The 18688-nt window shown below is 39.7% G+C and carries 11 protein-coding genes; 6 read left to right on the top strand and 5 right to left on the bottom strand.

The genetic code is table 11. The annotated features are described in order from the left end of the window. The first annotated feature begins 74 nt into the window (after positions 1-74). The 4 genes from JMN32_RS01080 (at position 75) to JMN32_RS01095 (ending at position 8614) form a co-directional block, all read left to right on the top strand. Positions 75-1238 (top strand): methylmalonyl-CoA mutase family protein, encoded by a 1164-nt coding sequence (locus JMN32_RS01080; RefSeq protein WP_202854422.1) that lies wholly within the window; start codon positions 75-77, stop codon positions 1236-1238. 9 nt (positions 1239-1247) lie between these two features. Then, on the top strand, positions 1248-3374 hold the full coding sequence (gene scpA / locus JMN32_RS01085; protein ID WP_202854423.1) for a methylmalonyl-CoA mutase: 2127 nt from the start codon (positions 1248-1250) through the stop codon (positions 3372-3374). Between the two features lie 63 nt (positions 3375-3437). After that, complete coding sequence (locus tag JMN32_RS01090) at positions 3438-7673, top strand: CHAT domain-containing protein (protein ID WP_202854424.1); 4236 nt, start codon at positions 3438-3440, stop codon at positions 7671-7673. A 113-nt stretch (positions 7674-7786) separates the two neighbouring features. Then, a complete protein-coding gene (locus tag JMN32_RS01095; protein ID WP_202854425.1) occupies positions 7787-8614 on the top strand; it encodes an ion transporter in 828 nt (275 codons plus the stop codon). A 2-nt stretch (positions 8615-8616) separates the two neighbouring features. Here the strand turns inward: JMN32_RS01095 and JMN32_RS01100 are convergent, their stop codons facing one another. The 3 genes from JMN32_RS01100 to JMN32_RS01110 form a co-directional block, all read right to left on the bottom strand. Next, positions 8617-9453 (bottom strand): hypothetical protein, encoded by an 837-nt coding sequence (locus JMN32_RS01100; protein ID WP_202854426.1) that lies wholly within the window; start codon positions 9451-9453, stop codon positions 8617-8619. Beyond that, positions 9440-13462: a DEAD/DEAH box helicase gene (locus JMN32_RS01105; RefSeq protein WP_202854427.1), complete on the bottom strand. Its 4023-nt coding sequence runs from the start codon at positions 13460-13462 to the stop codon at positions 9440-9442. Before JMN32_RS01105 ends, JMN32_RS01100 begins: the two co-directional genes overlap by 14 nt. A gap of 110 nt (positions 13463-13572) precedes the next feature. Next, a complete protein-coding gene (locus tag JMN32_RS01110; RefSeq protein ID WP_202854428.1) occupies positions 13573-14487 on the bottom strand; it encodes a ComEA family DNA-binding protein in 915 nt (304 codons plus the stop codon). 233 nt (positions 14488-14720) lie between these two features. Here JMN32_RS01110 and hemA point away from each other — a divergent pair, with 233 nt between their 5' ends. Beyond that, a complete protein-coding gene (gene hemA, locus JMN32_RS01115; RefSeq protein WP_202854429.1) occupies positions 14721-15986 on the top strand; it encodes a glutamyl-tRNA reductase in 1266 nt (421 codons plus the stop codon). Between the two features lie 85 nt (positions 15987-16071). Next, a complete protein-coding gene (locus JMN32_RS01120) occupies positions 16072-16836 on the top strand; it encodes a S1/P1 nuclease (RefSeq protein WP_202854430.1) in 765 nt (254 codons plus the stop codon). 352 nt (positions 16837-17188) lie between these two features. Here JMN32_RS01120 and JMN32_RS01125 read toward each other — a convergent pair whose 3' ends face one another. Next, complete coding sequence (locus JMN32_RS01125) at positions 17189-17938, bottom strand: SDR family oxidoreductase (RefSeq protein WP_202854431.1); 750 nt, start codon at positions 17936-17938, stop codon at positions 17189-17191. Positions 17939-18017: 79 nt separating this feature from the next. Continuing rightward, on the bottom strand, positions 18018-18599 hold the full coding sequence (locus JMN32_RS01130) for a TetR/AcrR family transcriptional regulator (RefSeq protein ID WP_202854432.1): 582 nt from the start codon (positions 18597-18599) through the stop codon (positions 18018-18020). Positions 18600-18688: the final 89 nt, after the last annotated feature.

Here is an 18688-nt window from a genome sequence, read left to right on the forward strand (position 1 = left end):
AATATTATTACAACTCACTTCTAATAAGTAATCCAAAACAATTAACTTTACCTTATAACCTTACATATATATTAATGAGTGAACGACAAGAAAATTTATTTATTGACTTTAAAAACTCTTCTAAAGAGGATTGGGTAAAAAAGGCCACCTCTGACCTAAAAGGAGAAGATGTATTTAAAAAATATAACTGGAATTTTGACGACACGATCTCTCTTGCCCCTTACTATGATAAGAGTGACCTGGATGACCTCAAAAACATTGATGCCTTTCAAAACAGACTTATTCTGAAAGAGAATCCCACGGCCGAGAACAGGTATTGGGAGAACTTGCAAAAAATAATCGTAGATAACTCAAAAGCAGCAAATAAGCAGGCTCTGGAAGCCCTTAACAATGGCACTGATGGGATTATTTTCGATTTGACTCAGGGCAAGAAGGTTTCAATGGCAGATTTACTGGAAGATATTCTAATTGATTATTGCAGTATTTCATTCTTACTAGGTGCTGATTTTAAACAACAACTATCAGCTTACACTGACCTAATCGAGAGTAAAGGAATTGACCATCAATCTGTTTCAGGTATTGTTATCTTAAGTAAAGATTGCCAGACCACTGACAATTATCTCGAAGCTTTTAAAGCGACGGTCAATTTCCCAGGATTGCTATCTCTATGTGTTACATCCCTTGAAGAAACTGCGTCTTCCTCCATTGCACATTTACTTCAATCAGCCGTTTATGTGATTAACACTTTAGACACCGCTCAATTTGAGATCCATCAGATCATTTCCAAGATCTCATTTAGCTTACCTGTAACTACCGACTATTTTGGAGAAATAGCTAAGGTCAGGGCCTTAAGAAACCTGTTTTTCCAGCTTAGCCAAGCTTACCAGGCCGAAAGTTTCAACCCCGAAGACCTGCATATACACTGCATTTCTACTATTTGGACTGAAGAGAAGTATCAGCCTCATGCCAATATGCTGAAATCTACAACTGCCTCCATGTCCGCAATACTGGGTGGCTGTAATAGCTTATTGGTAGAACCTGAAGACTACAAAAATTCTCTTATGGTAAGGATTGCTCGCAATGTAAGTTCTATCCTCAAAGAAGAGTCTTACCTAAATAAAACCGTCGACCCAGCAGCAGGATCTTACTACTTGGAAGTACTCACCGACAAATTGGCCAGCGAGGCCTGGCAAAAATTTCAGAAAAAAGTAAAACAGGAAAAAGAAGAGATACAATAATTCTTAAATATGCAACCAGATTTCACCCATATAAAATACAACGAGTTTTCTCCTAAAAAGGAGAACTCACATCAGGTTACCACTACTACATCAGCAGAAAAAATAGATATACGATCTTTCTATACCAAAGAAGATTTTGAGCAACTTAAGCATACTGGCTATTCAGCAGGCATACCACCATATCTAAGAGGTCCTTATTCCACGATGTATGCTGGCCGCCCCTGGACCATACGGCAGTATGCGGGATTCTCAACAGCTGAAGAGTCCAATGCCTTTTACAGAAGGAACCTGGCAGCTGGACAAAAGGGACTTTCAGTAGCTTTTGACCTGGCAACCCACCGAGGGTATGATTCTGATCATCCACGTGTATCCGGTGATGTCGGTAAAGCTGGAGTTGCCATAGACTCTGTTCTGGACATGAAAGTACTTTTTGACCAGATTCCACTGGATAAGATGTCTGTATCCATGACTATGAATGGAGCGGTATTGCCGATTATGGCATTTTATATCGCGGCAGCGGAAGAGCAGGGTGTAACCCCGGAACAGTTAAGCGGAACTATTCAGAATGACATCCTGAAAGAGTTCATGGTGAGGAACACCTATATATATCCTCCCCTACCATCCATGAAGATCATTGCTGACATTTTCGAGTACACTTCAAAAAATATGCCCCGCTTCAACTCCATCAGTATCAGTGGGTATCACATGCAGGAAGCTGGCGCAACTGCTGATATAGAACTAGCCTATACCTTAGCTGACGGACTGGAGTATTTAAGAACAGGAATCAACGCGGGCATGGACATCGATGTCTTTGCTCCAAGATTGTCCTTCTTTTGGGCTATTGGCATGAACCATTTCATGGAAATAGCAAAAATGAGAGCAGGAAGATTATTGTGGGCGAAGATTGTCAAACAATTTAACCCTAAGAACCCTAAGTCCATGGCATTAAGAACGCATTGCCAGACTTCAGGATGGAGTTTAACGGAACAGGACCCTTACAACAATGTTACACGTACATGTGTTGAGGCCCTGGCAGCAGCGCTTGGCCACACCCAATCATTACATACCAACGCTTTGGATGAAGCCATTGCTCTTCCTACCGACTTCTCTGCAAGAATTGCACGAAACACTCAGCTTTATTTACAGAATGAGACAGGCATAACTAACGTGGTTGATCCATGGGGAGGATCTTATTATGTAGAAAGCCTTACTGCAGAACTTGTAGATAAAGCCTGGGCTCTGATAGAGGAAGTTGAAGAACTGGGAGGTATGGCCAAAGCCATAGAAAGTGGAGTCCCAAAAATGAGAATTGAAGAGGCCGCAGCCAGAAAACAAGCCAGAATTGACTCGGGGAAAGATATTATAGTTGGCGTAAATAAATACCAAACTGACGAAGAACCTGACTTTGATATTCTGGAAGTTGACAACACCAAGGTCAGAAACCAGCAAATAGAACGACTAAATCAGCTTAAGGCGGAGCGGAACAGTGAAGCGGTTCAAAAATCTCTTCAAGCTATAACGGAAGCGGCAAAATCCGGCAACGGCAATTTGCTGGAATTGGCAGTAGATGCAGCAAGAAAAAGGACCACGCTTGGGGAGATATCCGATGCTATGGAAGAAGTGTATGGCCGCCACAAAGCTACAATAAGATCAATATCGGGAGTATATTCGGGAGAAGCTAAAATGGATAACAACTTTAAAGAAGCTAAAGCACTTTCAGACAAATTTGCAGAGGAGGAAGGTCGAAGACCACGTATTATGGTAGCAAAAATGGGGCAGGATGGCCATGACAGAGGCGCGAAGGTAATTGCCACCAGCTTTGCTGACCTTGGTTTTGACGTAGATATCGGACCATTATTCCAAACTCCGGAAGAAGTAGCTCAACAGGCTGCTGAAAACGATGTACACATAATTGGTGCCTCGAGTTTAGCTGCAGGTCATAAAACACTTGTACCCGAACTTATTAATGCACTAAAGAAACTGGGAAGAGAGGATATCATGGTAATTGCAGGAGGGGTAATTCCTCCAAAGGACTATGATTTTCTTTATAAAGCAGGGGTTAGCGGCATTTTTGGCCCGGGTACAGTAATCGCGGAGGCAGCGAAAGACATCCTGAACAAATTGCTAAGTAATTAAAAATTAATAACCTGAACTATATTAAAATATAGGAAAGACTCCCTAAACCTAAATGCACGTGTCATGGATTTTAATTATACCAGCTTGAAGTCATACTTAGCCTTTATGCTGCTCTTTTTGTGCTCATTTGGTTATGCACAAAACTGGGACAAGTATCTTGAAAAAGCAGATGATCAGTTTGAAGAAGGTGATTACGCTAAAGCAAAAAAGACCTTAGCAAAATTCAAGAAAAAGGCAGCAAAAAAACTAGGCAGCAATAATGAATATATGCCTCAATACCACCTAAGAGAAGCCAAGTTCAATCTGGCTGTAGGTGTATTGGCAGATTTTGATAATAGTATTCAGCAGGCACTACAGGTCAGCTTGGCTGCAAATGGTAAAAACAGTGTAAAACATGCGCAAAACCAACTGGAAATAGCTGAAATTCTGGCACATTATGGCAATTATGTAAGTGCACAGGAACATGTCGATGCTGCGGAGCAGACACTAAAATCATCAGATAAGCTGGATGATAAAATGCAGGCACAAATCAACCTGACCAGAGCTGAGGTACTCTCTGGTCAGGGGTATTACAGAAAGGCATTGTCTTTTATTAATAATCAGTTAGATTACTTCCAAAGCAGAGCTGTACTTAAAGAGACTTACGTTGATGAGTCAGGAAAACTAAAAACCAGAAGGCTATCTGAAGAAGAAGTAGGTGAACGACTGAGCGACTATGCTACGCTACTTACTTTAAAGGCAAATACCTTTCGAAAAAAAGGCAATTACAATAGTGCCGACAGTGCATTTACCAGAGCTGAAGAGTGGATCAGCTATAACTTAGGCAACACCAGCGTCTATTATATTAACAATCAGTTTTTGCACGGCAAGCTGTTAGTTGAGAATGGTATTGACATTGATAAAATGCCTAATAGTATCAAGTTTGAAAAATCACTCTCCAACTTGAAAAGACAGCATGAAGAATCGCATTACCTTGCTTTTGATCTTTTTGAAGCTCTCCTAAAACAATACTTACAAAATGACAATAAGGGTAAGTATCGTAATCTGAAAGTGGAATATGAAAAAGCTATCAAGAGAAACTTCGCAAAAACAAGTTTGCATTATCTCAACCTGGAAACCATAGAGTTTGATTCCAAACTTGAAAAGGATAGAACGGATAACCTCGAGGCTCGGGCTTACGGTATACTTGCAAATACAAGGGCACTACCCAGAAATCACAAAAAGACCATTGACATTCTTGACTTTCTATATCGGCTAACCAGACAAAAGCAAAACTTTATTGCTGCAGAAAAAAATCTGGAGGATATCATTGAGATCAAAAAGACACTGTATGGAGAAAACTCTCCGGAGTATCACCTTGCTAAAATTGAACTGGCCAATTACTATCTGGACTTTACTGATAAAATCAAAGAGGCTGAAGACATCTATAACAAAAGCTTTTTCGAAATTGTGAGTAAGGAGATTGACCCATGGCATAAAGATTATGTCAACATACTCAATCACATCTCGGTTTTTTATGAAAGCTCCGATCAATATGCCAAGGCTTCGGCTACTTTGGACAAAGCGCTTGATGCAGCTCGTTCCAAATATGACAATCAGGATCCCGACTATGGAGTAGAGCTTAATGAAATTGCCAAACTACAGATCAAGTTAGGAGAGTATGACAAGGCTCAGGAAAACATAAGCAAATCGATAGAAATACTAGAAAAGGAAAAGCGTAATGAGAAACGTGTTGCAGACTATGTCAGTGCAATGGAAACAGATGCCAAGCTTAAAGCCATCCAGGGGTTATTTGATGATGCTGAAGTTACTCTGGAACGATCGCAGAAGTTATTGACAAGGGCTGAAGCAAGTGTAGATTATAATGAGCTTAATGCCACTGAAGAGTTAGCTAGCTTGTATATTACTCTTGGAAAGTATACAGAGACGCAAGCGCTCTTACAAAAACTCATCAGCACTTATGAAGTAAGGTATGGCCGCCAGTCCAGAAGGCTTGTTGCTCCACTGGTCAACAAAGGCAAACTAGAATTAATATCTGGAGAGTATCCTGAAGCAGAAAGAACAGCTCAGCGATCCCTAACAATTGCTGAAGGCATCTTTGGAAACAACTCTTCAAAGATAGCCCCATCCCTTCTGTTGCTTTCGGAGATATACACCAGTATAGGAGATTATGAAAAAGCCCAGTCAAATGTGGAAAGATCCATTAAAATTCAGGAAGCTCAATTTGGCAGACAACATGTAGATGTAGGAAATTCCATTACACAACTTGCTCTTATTCGTTTTTATAAAGGTGATAACCTGAGGGATGTAGAAAAATTAATGGACGAGGCTAAAAATATAATTGCCGAAAAACTGAGAACAAACAACCCTCAGTATGCCAACATCTTAACAGACTTGTCAAAAGTTTACATATCGCAGAAGAGGTTTGATGATGCCTTTAATGCTCTTAATCTGGCTGAGAGCATCTGGATCTCAAAAGTTGGCCGCAGAAACAATATCAATGCCGCAAGTATTTACACTCTAACTGGAGACATTTATTACCTACAGCGTAGGTTCAAGCTGGCAGAAGAGAATTACGAGAAAGCTAAAAAACTTTATGAGAAGTTCTTTAATGATAATCACCCGGAATATGTAAAAATACTTTCTAAACTAAGTAAGGTATACTACATGGAAGGAGATAGTCGCAATGCCAAGAAGTTTATTGAAGAAGCTTTGGTTAACTATGGAAACTTCATCAGAGATTTCTTCCCTGCACTAAGCGAGAGAGAAAAAACCAAGTACTGGAACACTATTCGCCCTGACTTTGAATTTTACAACACACTGGCATTTAAACTGAAAGATACTGACAAAAAGGTAATTGGTTCTGTTTACAACAATGCCCTGCTCACCAAAGCAATTTTGTTAAACTCTTCAATAAAAATCAGAGAAAGAATATTGAGTAGCACCGATGAAGAGCTGAAAAACAAGTATAATGAGTGGCTGGCCAAAAAGGAGCATTTAACAAACGTACTTTCAATGAGTGTGGAACAGCTTACGGAAAACCAAATCGACCCTGCAACGCTTTCACATGAAGTTGAGCAGTTGGAAAAAGACCTAAGTCAAAAATCCGAGCTCTTCAGCTCCAGCTTTGAAGACAAGACTATTGTATGGCAAAATGTACAAAAAGCACTTAAGCCAAATGAAATAGCTATTGAAATGGTAAGGTATCGCTATTTTGACCATGTATTTACTGATTCCGTAGTCTATGCGGCCATATACATCAAGCATGAGAAGGAGCAGCAGGACCCTAAAGTAGTTCTGATTAAAAATGGTCATGACCTTGAAAACAAATACTTCAAATTTTATAGAAACAGCATTACCTATAAAGTAAAGGACAGGTATTCATATAACAATTATTGGGCTCCCCTTAAGAATATAGCCGGGGCATACCCTACCATCTACCTGTCTGCTGATGGGGTGTTCAACCAGATCAACCTCGAAGCTATTCCAACTAATGATGGTAAGTATGTAATAGATAATTCTAACATCATACTGGTAAGTAATACTAAAGACATTTATCTCAAGCAGGTAAAGACACAATTAATACAAGAAGAAAAACGGGCTTCCATGTTTGGTAATCCTGCATTTTATCTGGCCTCAAATTCAGGAGATATCAATGCCTTGCCTGGAACTGAACGCGAAGTACGCGAACTGAGGGACTTGCTTAACAATAAAGGGTGGACGACATCCTCATATATGGAACAGGAAGCTAATGAAGAGCAAATCAAAAGGCTGGATAACCCTAAAGTTTTTCATATAGCAACACACGGCTTTTTCACGCCAGTTAAAGAACTACAAACTTCAGAGGAGATCATGCAAAGCGAATCTGAGGCAACTCAAAACCCCTTGATGCGTACAGGCTTGCTCCTTACAGGGGCCGGAGATCTTTTAAACAAGACTACCTATAACTACAATCTGGAGAATGGTATACTTACAGCCTATGAGGCCATGAACCTCAACCTTGATCAAACTGAGTTAGTTGTGCTAAGCGCATGTGAAACAGGTCTGGGTGAACTCGCAGTTGGAGAAGGTGTCTATGGATTACAACGTGCCTTTTTAGTGGCCGGTGCCAAGACACTGATCATGAGTATGTTTAAGGTAGATGACCGGGCTACACAGATTCTTATGTCCAAATTTTATAAAAAATGGCTAGAGACCGGTAAAAAGAGGCAATCATTTATTGATGCAAAAAAAGAATTGAGAACAGAATACCCAGATCCCATATATTGGGGATCGTTTATCATGATAGGGCTAGACTAGAAACCTACATACCAAAAGGAAATGCTGTTTCATATTAATATCACGGGGACAGCTTTTTTTATTTCTCTGATTGCATTGACTTTAATACCCTAAAACATCATTTTAGTAGCCTCATGGAGCAAAACAAGGATACATCAAAGCAAAATTGGAGAGTGTATCTCCACGAAGTTATTTTTGAAGCTGACACATATGAGGGAAAAGCTTTTGATGTCATCCTACTGGTTGCCATTTTGCTAAGCGTGATAGCAGTAATGCTTGAGAGCGTTTCTGAGATCAAAGCTGAATATGGAGAAACCCTCTATATTATTGAATGGTTTTTTACTGCACTCTTTACCATTGAGTACATTGCCAGGCTCATTGTAGTAACCAAACCATGGAGATATGCCATTAGCTTTTTTGGTATTGTTGACCTCCTATCTATCTTACCTACATTTCTTAGCCTGGTTCTTGTTGGAGCTCAGTCCCTTCTTGTTATTAGAAGTATCAGACTCCTAAGGGTATTTCGAGTCTTCAAGTTAGCCCGTTTTTTAGGAGAAGCTACTCAGTTGACCTCTGCCCTAAAGGCCAGTCGTCCAAAAATTATTGTATTCATTGGCGGTGTTTTTGCTATGACCGTGGTACTTGGTACAGCGATGTACCTTATCGAAGGTGGTGAAAATGGATTTACCAGCATCCCAAAAAGTATTTATTGGGCAGTGGTAACACTTACCACAGTTGGCTATGGCGATATCGCACCCCAAACCGTACTAGGTCAGGCTCTGGCCACATTGATTATGATATTAGGTTACGGCATTATAGCTGTTCCCACAGGTATTGTTTCTGCAGAAATGAGCAAAGTAAAAGAGTATCATCCGATTACAACGCAGGCGTGCCCTCACTGTGGTGCCGAAGGTCACGATAGTGATGCGGCATATTGCAAGAAATGTGGAGGAAGACTATAGTTCTAATGTTTTCTTTTAAAGCAGAACAGCCTCCCAGTTTCATTTGAAGTCACAAAATCAGTATCTGAAATAAAAGTAACACCCTCCATCTGTGCCCCACGAACAAACCTAAGTGCTTTATACTCTCCTTCAAAAAAGCTATTACCGTCTGAGATTTTAAAAAGATAAATACGTCCATAGCTTGTTAGGACTAGCATATTTCCTGATTTATTAATATCAGCCCCAGTTATCTGGTTAGGTAAATATAAAGTTTCTTTAGGGTTTATTTCGTACACGCCCGGTTCATCAGGAACTATGTAATGGTTTACAAGTTTCTTGCCTCTGTTCTTAGAAAATAAGTGTATTGCTCCCTCATGCCAACACATGGCCTCCACATCATAATTCATACCTCGCTTTTCAGGAGGAAATTTTTCCTGATCATTGTAGCGAAAGGAGATCTCTGACAACTTCTGACTAATGGCGTTGTATTTATATATGACAAGATTCTTTCGCCTGTTAGCATTATTACCAAAATCACCAATATAATAATTACCTTTATCATCCTTTGTCACATCCTCCCAATCCCGGTTTTTCGCACCAATGACCAGTGTATCTGTTATTCTACCTTTGAAATCAACAACAAAGAGAGCCTCATTTCCTCCACTATCATTATGAGTAAGCAATAAACTGTCTTGGTATATTTCCAACCCTGAACTTTCGAAAAAACCCTTCATTACAGCCAGAGAACTCTTTTTGTATTCACCATGGTTAGCCTGAAATTTGTCAGGCGCCGGATGAAAGGTATTGACCAACATCGATTTCAGCACCACGACAAGACCTATTAACTTAAATTTCAACATTGTGATGTGCCACAAATTTCAGAATAGTCTCTTCAACCTGCTCTCTGTTATGCCAATATTCCCGACTATAGAGTCCTTTAAAATTCCAATTTTTCTTACTCAGGGTAAATGGTGTGTAAACATGAAGGTCCTTCACTGAGATACTTTGGTAATATAGGTCATCATCTGTAATAAGTAACCCCAAGTAGTGATTACCATTTTTTACAGTCAGATCTGCAAAAGGCAATTCCTCCTCTAACTGAAAGTCTTTAGATGCAGCCTTACTCCATGCCTCCAGTTTCTTCTTTAGATACCATTCTGCATGGTGATTTTTCTCAGGGTAAGGCTCTGCCTTAAAGTTCCCTTCAGACACATCCCAAGCATATTCGAGATACGCTTTCAGTAATTTGGGACCTTCATTCTTAGATCCTTCTACCTTCAGTTGGTTGGGCATTATACTACTCACGACGATAATTTTCTCTCTAGCTCTGGTTATTGCCACATTCAACCTATTTTCCCCGCTTACGGCATTTAGGTTTCCGAATTGCATCATCATACGACCACTACTGTCCGGAGCATAGGCGGTTGAAAAGATGATAACATCTTTTTCATCTCCCTGAACGTTCTCAATATTCTTAACAAACCATGTGGAGGGAATAACAATCTGCTCCTCCAGGCATCGCTGATCAAGTACATCAATGATATGCTGCTGTTGCTTTGCATTGAATGTCACCACGCCAACTTGTTTTGAAGCATCAGTTTTTAAAATATCCACTAATAGGTCAACCACCTTTATAGCCTCCTCATCGTTAATATTGCTATCCCACACTCCGTCTACCTTCACATACTTTATCGCCGGCTCATTTTTATTTACAACCTGATAGTCTGGGAGTAATTTCAAATTACCATCGTAAAAATGTCTGTTAGAAAAATCTATGAGGTCTAGGGATTTGCTACGATAATGTCCCTTCAACTGAACATTCATCAGGTGGTGACTTGCAAGCTCCAGCAGAGAATCAACTTCCATAGCTGGATTATCATCGGTTTCTTCCTCAAACCTTGCCTGGTAAAGATCATTAGGCCTAAGCTGCTTATTATCACCGGCTACCATCACTTGTCTTCCTCTATACATAGCGGGTATGCCACGCTCGACAAAGCATTGTGAAGCCTCATCAAAGATCACCAAATCAAACATCTCTCTCATAGGAAAAACGGCAGAAACCGATTCCGGGGAAGCCATCCAGCATGGAATTAACTGAAACAGCTCCTCATAGTGGTTGCCAACCATTTTCCTTAGAGGCCATACCCTGCGCTTCTTTGTGGCCTGATGATATAGGTCTCGGTAGGTAACCATGTTATTAAGCCGGTTATACTCCACATTTTCATATGTTCGCTCTCGTGCCCTGAGTAAAAGCATGTCATTACTCACCATCAACTTCTCTCTTACCAGATTCTGTAGCTCAGCTTCGAGTTTATGAAACTTCAGGGAAGACACCGATCTCAAAACAGGATATTTGGTTTCAATATGCTCAATCCAAGATATTCTTAAGCTGTTTTGAAATAACTTCTCTATAGCATCAGGACTATAATCTTCAGCAGCCTCAATCACTTTATCTATCACTTGTATTTCCTGTCCGCTTAACTCAGTCCTTATTTTATCGTATTCACACAATGCATCAAAATCTTTTCTAAGGATTTTTTTGAGCTTATCAGTCACATCAGGGTTTTGAATAACATTAGCCACCTGCGTGTTGGAGAGATACATCAGCCACCCTGCCTTTTTCTGAGGTATTTCTTTGATCACACCATAAAGTTCTTCAAGCTTAGCTTTCAGCTCGTCATAGGTTAATTTCTGTACATTGAAATACTCTTTAAAATTACGGAGTGAGCTAAAAGTTAGTTTGGCTTTCACGGAAAGCTTTTGAAGGTGAAACCAGTTCTGTAAGTACCCTTTTTCATAGCTTTTAGGCACATCTGCCAACCATTCTCTCTTCCTTATTTTTGTAAGGTTATGTTCCAGGTTCAACCTGTTATCAATTTTTTCCACCATGGTATTAAAACCCTCACGATTTCTCTTGAGGTGATTCTCCACCAAAACCCGTTTAATGTAGAACTTATCTTTTGAAAACAACCTCCATTGTACCAATCGCAAAAGGCTTTTCCGCGCCACCATATTCCGTTGTAACACTTCCTGGAATTTACCAAGCTGATCAGAAGGCAAGCTTGTTTCCGGTCCAGTTCCCTTATAACACTCCATCAACACCCTTTCTGTATTTGAGAGCCAAAGGTTGCTTGTTTCACTATCAGAAAAGGTCATCATATGCTGGAAATATTTGTACGCCTTTTTATCCTTAAGTATCCTCAGCATTTCAAGCACTTGATCCTGTTTATTCAGGATAGCTTCACAATCATCCAGGGTAAGTCTGGAACCTGTTATTTGCTCTAGCTGATCTGCTATTTCCTCCTGGTACTGAGGTATCTCATCCAGTATGTGGTTCAGACTCTGCAGGTCTGCCACCATAAAATTTTCAAATGATTTACGATCATTCCACTCATAACCTGACCGGTTAAACAACTGGGCATAGGCAGCATAATTTCGTAGACGAGTTACAAAAGGAGAAAGATCACCAAATCTGAAATGAGTATACTCCTGCTTCAGATTGACAGTCGGTTCGTCAATATAAGATGTAAGATAGAGCTCCTTAACTGCTATACCACATTCACTCTCGTCAAACAGAGCGAACTTAAACTCTTCCATCTCTTCTGTGATCTGGTCAATTCTCCTACTGATCTGAAGAAATTTCCGTTCGAGCTGAATAGCATCCAGCCCGTTATTTTTCGCCTTATACTCATCAAGGCGCTCAATCTGGCGAGATATTTTATGATAAATTTCTTTTCTATCATTTCTAAAGTCATGCACAAGCCCCATAAAGTCGGCCATCCCCTTCTCGTCCATCCTTTCATAAACAACATCCAAAGCGGCACGTTTCTGACAAACCACCAGCACCTTTTTTCCAATAGCCACATGGTCTGCCACCAGATTACAGATCAGTTGGGATTTACCTGTACCTGGAGGGCCTTGAACAACTACTGAATTACCCTTTTTAATGGCTTTCAGTGCGTTCTCCTGGTAAGCATCCATCTTAAATGGTGTAAATGTTTTTTCCTCATCCACACTTTTTAAAAAATAGTAATCCGGCCCCTCACCTTTTGACTCCTCATAAACAGATCTTGCCTGAAAAAACTCCTCAATATCCTTTACCTGGTTGCTTTCTATCAGATGCATATAATCTGGAACCAGGTATGACCCTGCCTGAGGAAATATTCCCAAAACAGCTTCAGGGTACATTTTCAGCTCACCTTCCTTTTCACTTTTCTCAAAATCAGTTTTTTTGAACTCCTCAAATGCATTTAGTTCATCTCTAAAATTCTCCTGATTAAAATTGACTTCAATGAGGCTATCTTTGAATAGTTGATATAAAGAAGTCCGGAAAATGGTACTGTCCGTATCAAAATCTTCCATACTACGATCCAACAGTTCCTCAGAAAGTGGCATTTTATTATAATGGGCATAAGCCAGTAAAAAAGATTTATTCAGAGTGATCCCAGCATCATGACGCTGCTTCAACTTCCACTGCTTATCCACGGCAACCACCTCTACAGGGAAAAACATAACCGGGCATCGTATGAGGGTACCGTCTGACAGTTTACCTCTTATAAATGGCCATCCGATATACAAGTCTTTCGAACCTCTTTCCTCATATATAAACTGGTCTAGCCTGGAAAGTTTCTTCAATTTCCTGCTCATCCTGTTAGCATCCTCATCTCTGCTATCCATTTGTGGTCCCAAGTTGACAGTTTTGCCGGCTATCATGGACTCAATAATACTAAAGGACCCACCTTTCGTGATGAAGTTGAAATCATGTACATCGATAAACTGCTCAGCGGACAAACGCAGCAACAGCAGCGATCTGTTGTTTCCTGAAAGATTGGTAAGCCGCCTAAGATATGATTTTAGCAGTTCGTGCATTTGTAGCTATTACAGAATGAAAAATATAACAAATTTTATTGATTTACGAATTGCAAATTTATGAAATAAAACCCAACACATATTCTGAGCAAGGTAACGTGCCATCAGGCTCAAAATTCCAAATAGGGAGAAATTTTAGCAATAACTAACGAATCCACTCTATGGATATTATACAAGTCACTGACTTGGTGAAACTTACCATGCTGATACCTGTAGGCAACAATCGCACTCGCTTGTTTGTTAGAGAGGTAAGGATGTCTGGCTAACTGGTACTCAGTAGCCTCATTAATTTGCAAATAACGAATATCAGACAAAGATGGATCTAGGTAGGCAAGTGTATCCAGTTGTTTAAGAACTACTTCATTCAAACCCCAGACCTCATTCAACTGATCTTTGTTCACAAACCCTCCCAGGCTTTCCCGAAATCTAATTATTCTTTTAGAAAGTACGGATCCTATTCCCCTCAATTGTTTCAAGGTGATAGTATCAACTTTATTCAAATCGAAAGGCCTGAATTTACTTCTCTCAACTGAGGTAAAAGCAACCTTTTCAGGAGCAGTAAGCACTTTTTCAGGAAGTTGCCTTGCTTCTCTTTTAGCCTTTGTCTTAATATTTACATAACCCTTGATCCTGTCAAAGGTCTCTTCCGTCAACCCGTAAACCTTTTTAATATCTTCTGTAGTGTTGAATCTGCCCCCACTGGTCAGATATTTCTGCCAGTTGGAGGCTGTTTTTTTGGTCACTCCCATTAATTCAAGTTCATACCTGGAAACATTATTGGGGTCAAACAGTTGATAGGTAAATTGCACAGGCTGCTGTTGAGCAGTGTCAATCTCCATTTGTGCTATCAATTTGTTTAGTCTTTGCTCTTCAGCACTCAGATCAATTGCATCATTACGAAACTTTCTCACTATTGACGGAACAAAAATTAAGAACAACACTAAAGGCAGAAATATAAGCAACCCCGTTGATTCTGATTTCGATATCCCAAATACTCTACGTAGCCAAAGTTGAAACTTTATCATTATTAAAACAGTTGAGCAATGTATAATGATTCTTTTAATTAACTAAAAGCCAACCCACTGGATTTTTTTTCCGTAGGGGGTGAGGAAAATAAGTTATAAAACTGATCGGAATCATATTTTTGCCTCAAATGACATGATACATTTGTGGTTACTATTTGAAAACGATATAAATAGCTAGACTAATTTTCAAAGTAATTGGATACTAATTAAATTTGCAGGCGTAAATTATAGTGATGCAGGAAACATTTAAGGTACTCGGCTTATCATTTAAGAATACCCCACTTGAAATCAGGGAGAAGTTGGCACTAGATGAAACTCATGCCAAACGTTTAATGAAATTCATGAGTGAGTTTACTCAGGCAGTTGATGTCTTAGTATTATCAACATGTAATCGCACCGAAATCTACTATAGCTGTAAGAAAGAACTTACCAAAGAGATCTTACAAGGTATTAGTCTGATCAAAGAAATAGACTCTCCTATATCAGGATATTTCATTTCCTATAAAAATCACAGTGACGCTGTTGAGCGACTTTTTAAAGTTGCTATGGGGCTTGAAGCTCAAGTTGTTGGTGACTTACAAATATCAAATCAGGTAAAGAAAGCATACCAGTGGAGTGCTGATGAAGATATGGCTGGACCGTTCCTTCATCGACTGATGCACACTATATTCTTTACTAACAAAAGAGTGGTTCAGGAAACCGCATTCCGAGATGGAGCAGCTAGTGTTTCTTATGCTACCAAAGAGTTAATAGAAGACATTACTTCTGAAATCAGAGATCCTCGTGTCTTGATATTGGGACTGGGAGAAATTGGTAAAGATGTATGCAGAAACCTTGTAGATTCAAAAATCAGCAATGTAACCATCACCAACCGTACTGAAGAGAAAGCCACTGCGCTTGCAAGTGAATGTGGCTTTAAAACCGTTGCTTTCGATTCAGCCCTAGATGCTATACAGCATGCTGATGTTATTATATCTTCAATAGCAGCAGAGACGCCCTTCATTACTAAAGAGGTTGTTGAAAAATTAGAAATATTATCCTTCAAGTTTTTCATAGACCTGTCTGTACCAAGAAGCATAGAAGTAGCTATTGAGGACATTCCAGGTGCCCTGGTTTATAATATTGACAATATTCAAAGCAAAGCTTCCGAAGCTCTTGAAAAAAGAACTGCCTCTATACCGGAAGTGGAAAAAATAATTTCGGAGGCCATAATCGATTTCAACGACTGGTCAAAGGAAATGGTAGTTTCTCCTACAATCAAGAAACTAAAAAATGCCCTTGAGGAAATCAGAAAAGAGGAATTGGCCCGTTACTTAAAAAATGCAGACTCCAAAGAGGCTAAGATTGTAGATAAGGTAACCAAAAGCATGATGCAAAAGGTAATGAAATTGCCTGTACTACAATTAAAGGCAGCATGCAAGAGAGGTGAAGCAGAAACCCTTATTGACGTACTTAACGACCTCTTTGATCTGGAAAAACAATCTTCCTCAGTTAAATAATATCCGTTATTTTATCAATAAACATGTTCTTCATGAGGATCATGATAAATAATTTTGCTTTTCTTTGCAGCCTAACACCTAAAACATGATCAGAAAAGCAGTAATAATTTTATGTACGTTCGTATCACTTCACGTTTTCGGATGGGGAATGATAGGTCACCGAACTGTAGGTCAAATAGCTGAAAGTCACCTCTCCAAAAGAGCCAAGAAAAAAATAAACGAAATACTGGGTGGTGAATCATTAGCCGTAGTTAGTAACTGGATGGACGACATCAAGTCTGATGATTCATATGACCATACCCATGCCTGGCACTGGGTAACCATACCTGAAGGCCAGACCTATGAACAAAGTGATAAAAATCCCGATGGAGATGTAATAGCCACAATTGAAAGGCTAATCTCAGAGCTAAAGCAAAGCAACATATCAAAGAAACAAGAGGCCGAGAAACTTAAAATGCTTGTGCACCTTATAGGCGACATACATCAACCTTTACATGTTGGATTTGGTCATGATATGGGAGGTAACAAAGTAGATGTAGAATGGTTTTGGAAGAGTTCTAACCTGCACCGGGTGTGGGACAGTGAAATGATCGATTCTAAACGATATAGCTATACCGAGCTATCCACTATATCGGATAATGTGAGCAAAGAGCAAATTAAACTATGGCAGTCTGCCAATGTAAGGGACTGGGCTAACGAGTCAATAGCTCTGCGCAAACAGGTCTATAACCTTCCGGAGCATAAGAACCTTAATTACGAATACCGCTACCAAAACTGGTCAACTGTAAAGTTAAGGCTGGCTCAGGCTGGCGTGAGACTAGCAGGCATACTCAATGAAATATATGGCTAATAGAACAAGGAGGTGGAATTAGTCTCACCTCCTCAGCTACATTATGTAGCTACACCCTTATAGTAAAACTTCTGCTTGACATAGTCTACCACAAAGCAGAAAATCTTATCGAGAACCAAATATCGTAAAACGTTGGTTCTCAGCTCAAACACCCTATCCAAAAATTATTATATCAACAACTTACAACAAAAAAAGCCCGACGGTTATGTAAACTGCCGGGCGCAATATATGAGATGCACACTATACATCACTAGCTCATAGTTTTAAGAAAAAATGACCCTACCCCAATTCAGACAGCTTTTATGGTCAGCCAATTTCAGTCTACACTTACTGATCCCTGTTTATGTTTAGTTTAGACCATACTTAGCCCACCATCTACGACCAATTCCGCACCATTTACAAATGACGCTTCTGAAGACGCTAAGAATAGAACAGTTTTTGCAACCTCATCGGCCGATCCAAATCTACCTAGTGGCACCTGGGCAGCAAAAGCGGTTTCCATCTGCTGCACTTCTTCTTCCGATTTACCTAGTTTTCCATAAATAGGAGTATCAATTGGCCCGGGGCTTACTGCCACAGCACGAATACCCTTTTCTTTCAACTCAGTCGTGAGAATGCGTACAAGTGACCTTAATCCTGCCTTGGAGGCCACATATGCCCCCGTATGAGCAAACCCTTTGGTTTGTGCAATAGTAGTATTAAAGACAACAACACCCTCTTTATTAAGGTAAGGCAATGCTTCTTTCACCAAAAAAAACGGACCTTTGAGGTTAATTCCTATTACTTCGTCAAAAAGCTCTTCTGAGGTTTGCTCCACAGACTGAAATGGCGCAATACCAGCATTTGGAAACAGAATGTCGATGTTTCCAAACTTAGCAACTGTGGTACTTATCACCTTTCTGATATCATCAATCTTGCCAGCATCAGCGAGTACAGGCAATACTTCTCCTTCAATTTCAGCTGCAGCCTGCAGCAAAGCATCTTCTCTACGACCTGTAATTACAACTCGTGCACCTTCTTTAGCAAATAACTTAGCAGTAGCTAGCCCAATACCACTGTTTGCTCCGGTAATAACAGCTACTTTCCCTTTTAATTTTGTCATGATCTAGATTTTTATCTGAAACGATTATTCCATTATACGGCATAATGAAACGATCGTTTCAAATAATTTAAAAAAAAATTTACTCCAGTGCCATCATGATCTGATCCACTACACTATTAAGCTCCTTTCTGGAATCAGTAAGCATCCCCGTAAGACGTAGCCCTTGAAGGCTGGAAAACAGATATAGCGCCAGATCATCAGCACCTTTTTGAACTGATATCTCCCCATTATCTTGTCCGGTCCTAATCAATTCCGCAAATGTATGTCTCAACATCAGCTGGTTATCTATAAGAAACTTTTGCACTTTTTCATCTGTCGCAGAGAGCTCTGCCGTACAATTGATCAAATAACAGCCTTTATGATCCTGATCACTCTCAATACTATCTATCAGAGCATAAAAAAAAGACCTAATAGCTGCATAAACAGATTTTTCCTTAAATAGGTTAGCAAAAGCAAGGGTCTGCTCCCGCTCTTGGTAGAACTTTAACGATTCCAGAAACAAAGAAAATTTATCGCCGAAAGAATTGTAAAGACTGGAACGGTTTAATCCTGTTGCATTCACCAAATCTTGCATAGAAGTACCGTGATAACCTTTTCTCCAGAAAAGATCTGTCACTTTTCCAATAATTTCAGTTCTGTCGAATGTAACGTTCTTTGGCATCTGCGCTAATACACATATTTCTGAATAATCGTTCCATCATGAGCAATATCACAAATGTACAATATAAAAAGCCATTGGGGAAATCCCAA

Source organism: Fulvivirga marina (assembly GCF_016775155.1).
In the GTDB taxonomy this organism is placed as follows: Bacteria; Bacteroidota; Bacteroidia; order Cytophagales; family Cyclobacteriaceae; genus Fulvivirga; species Fulvivirga marina.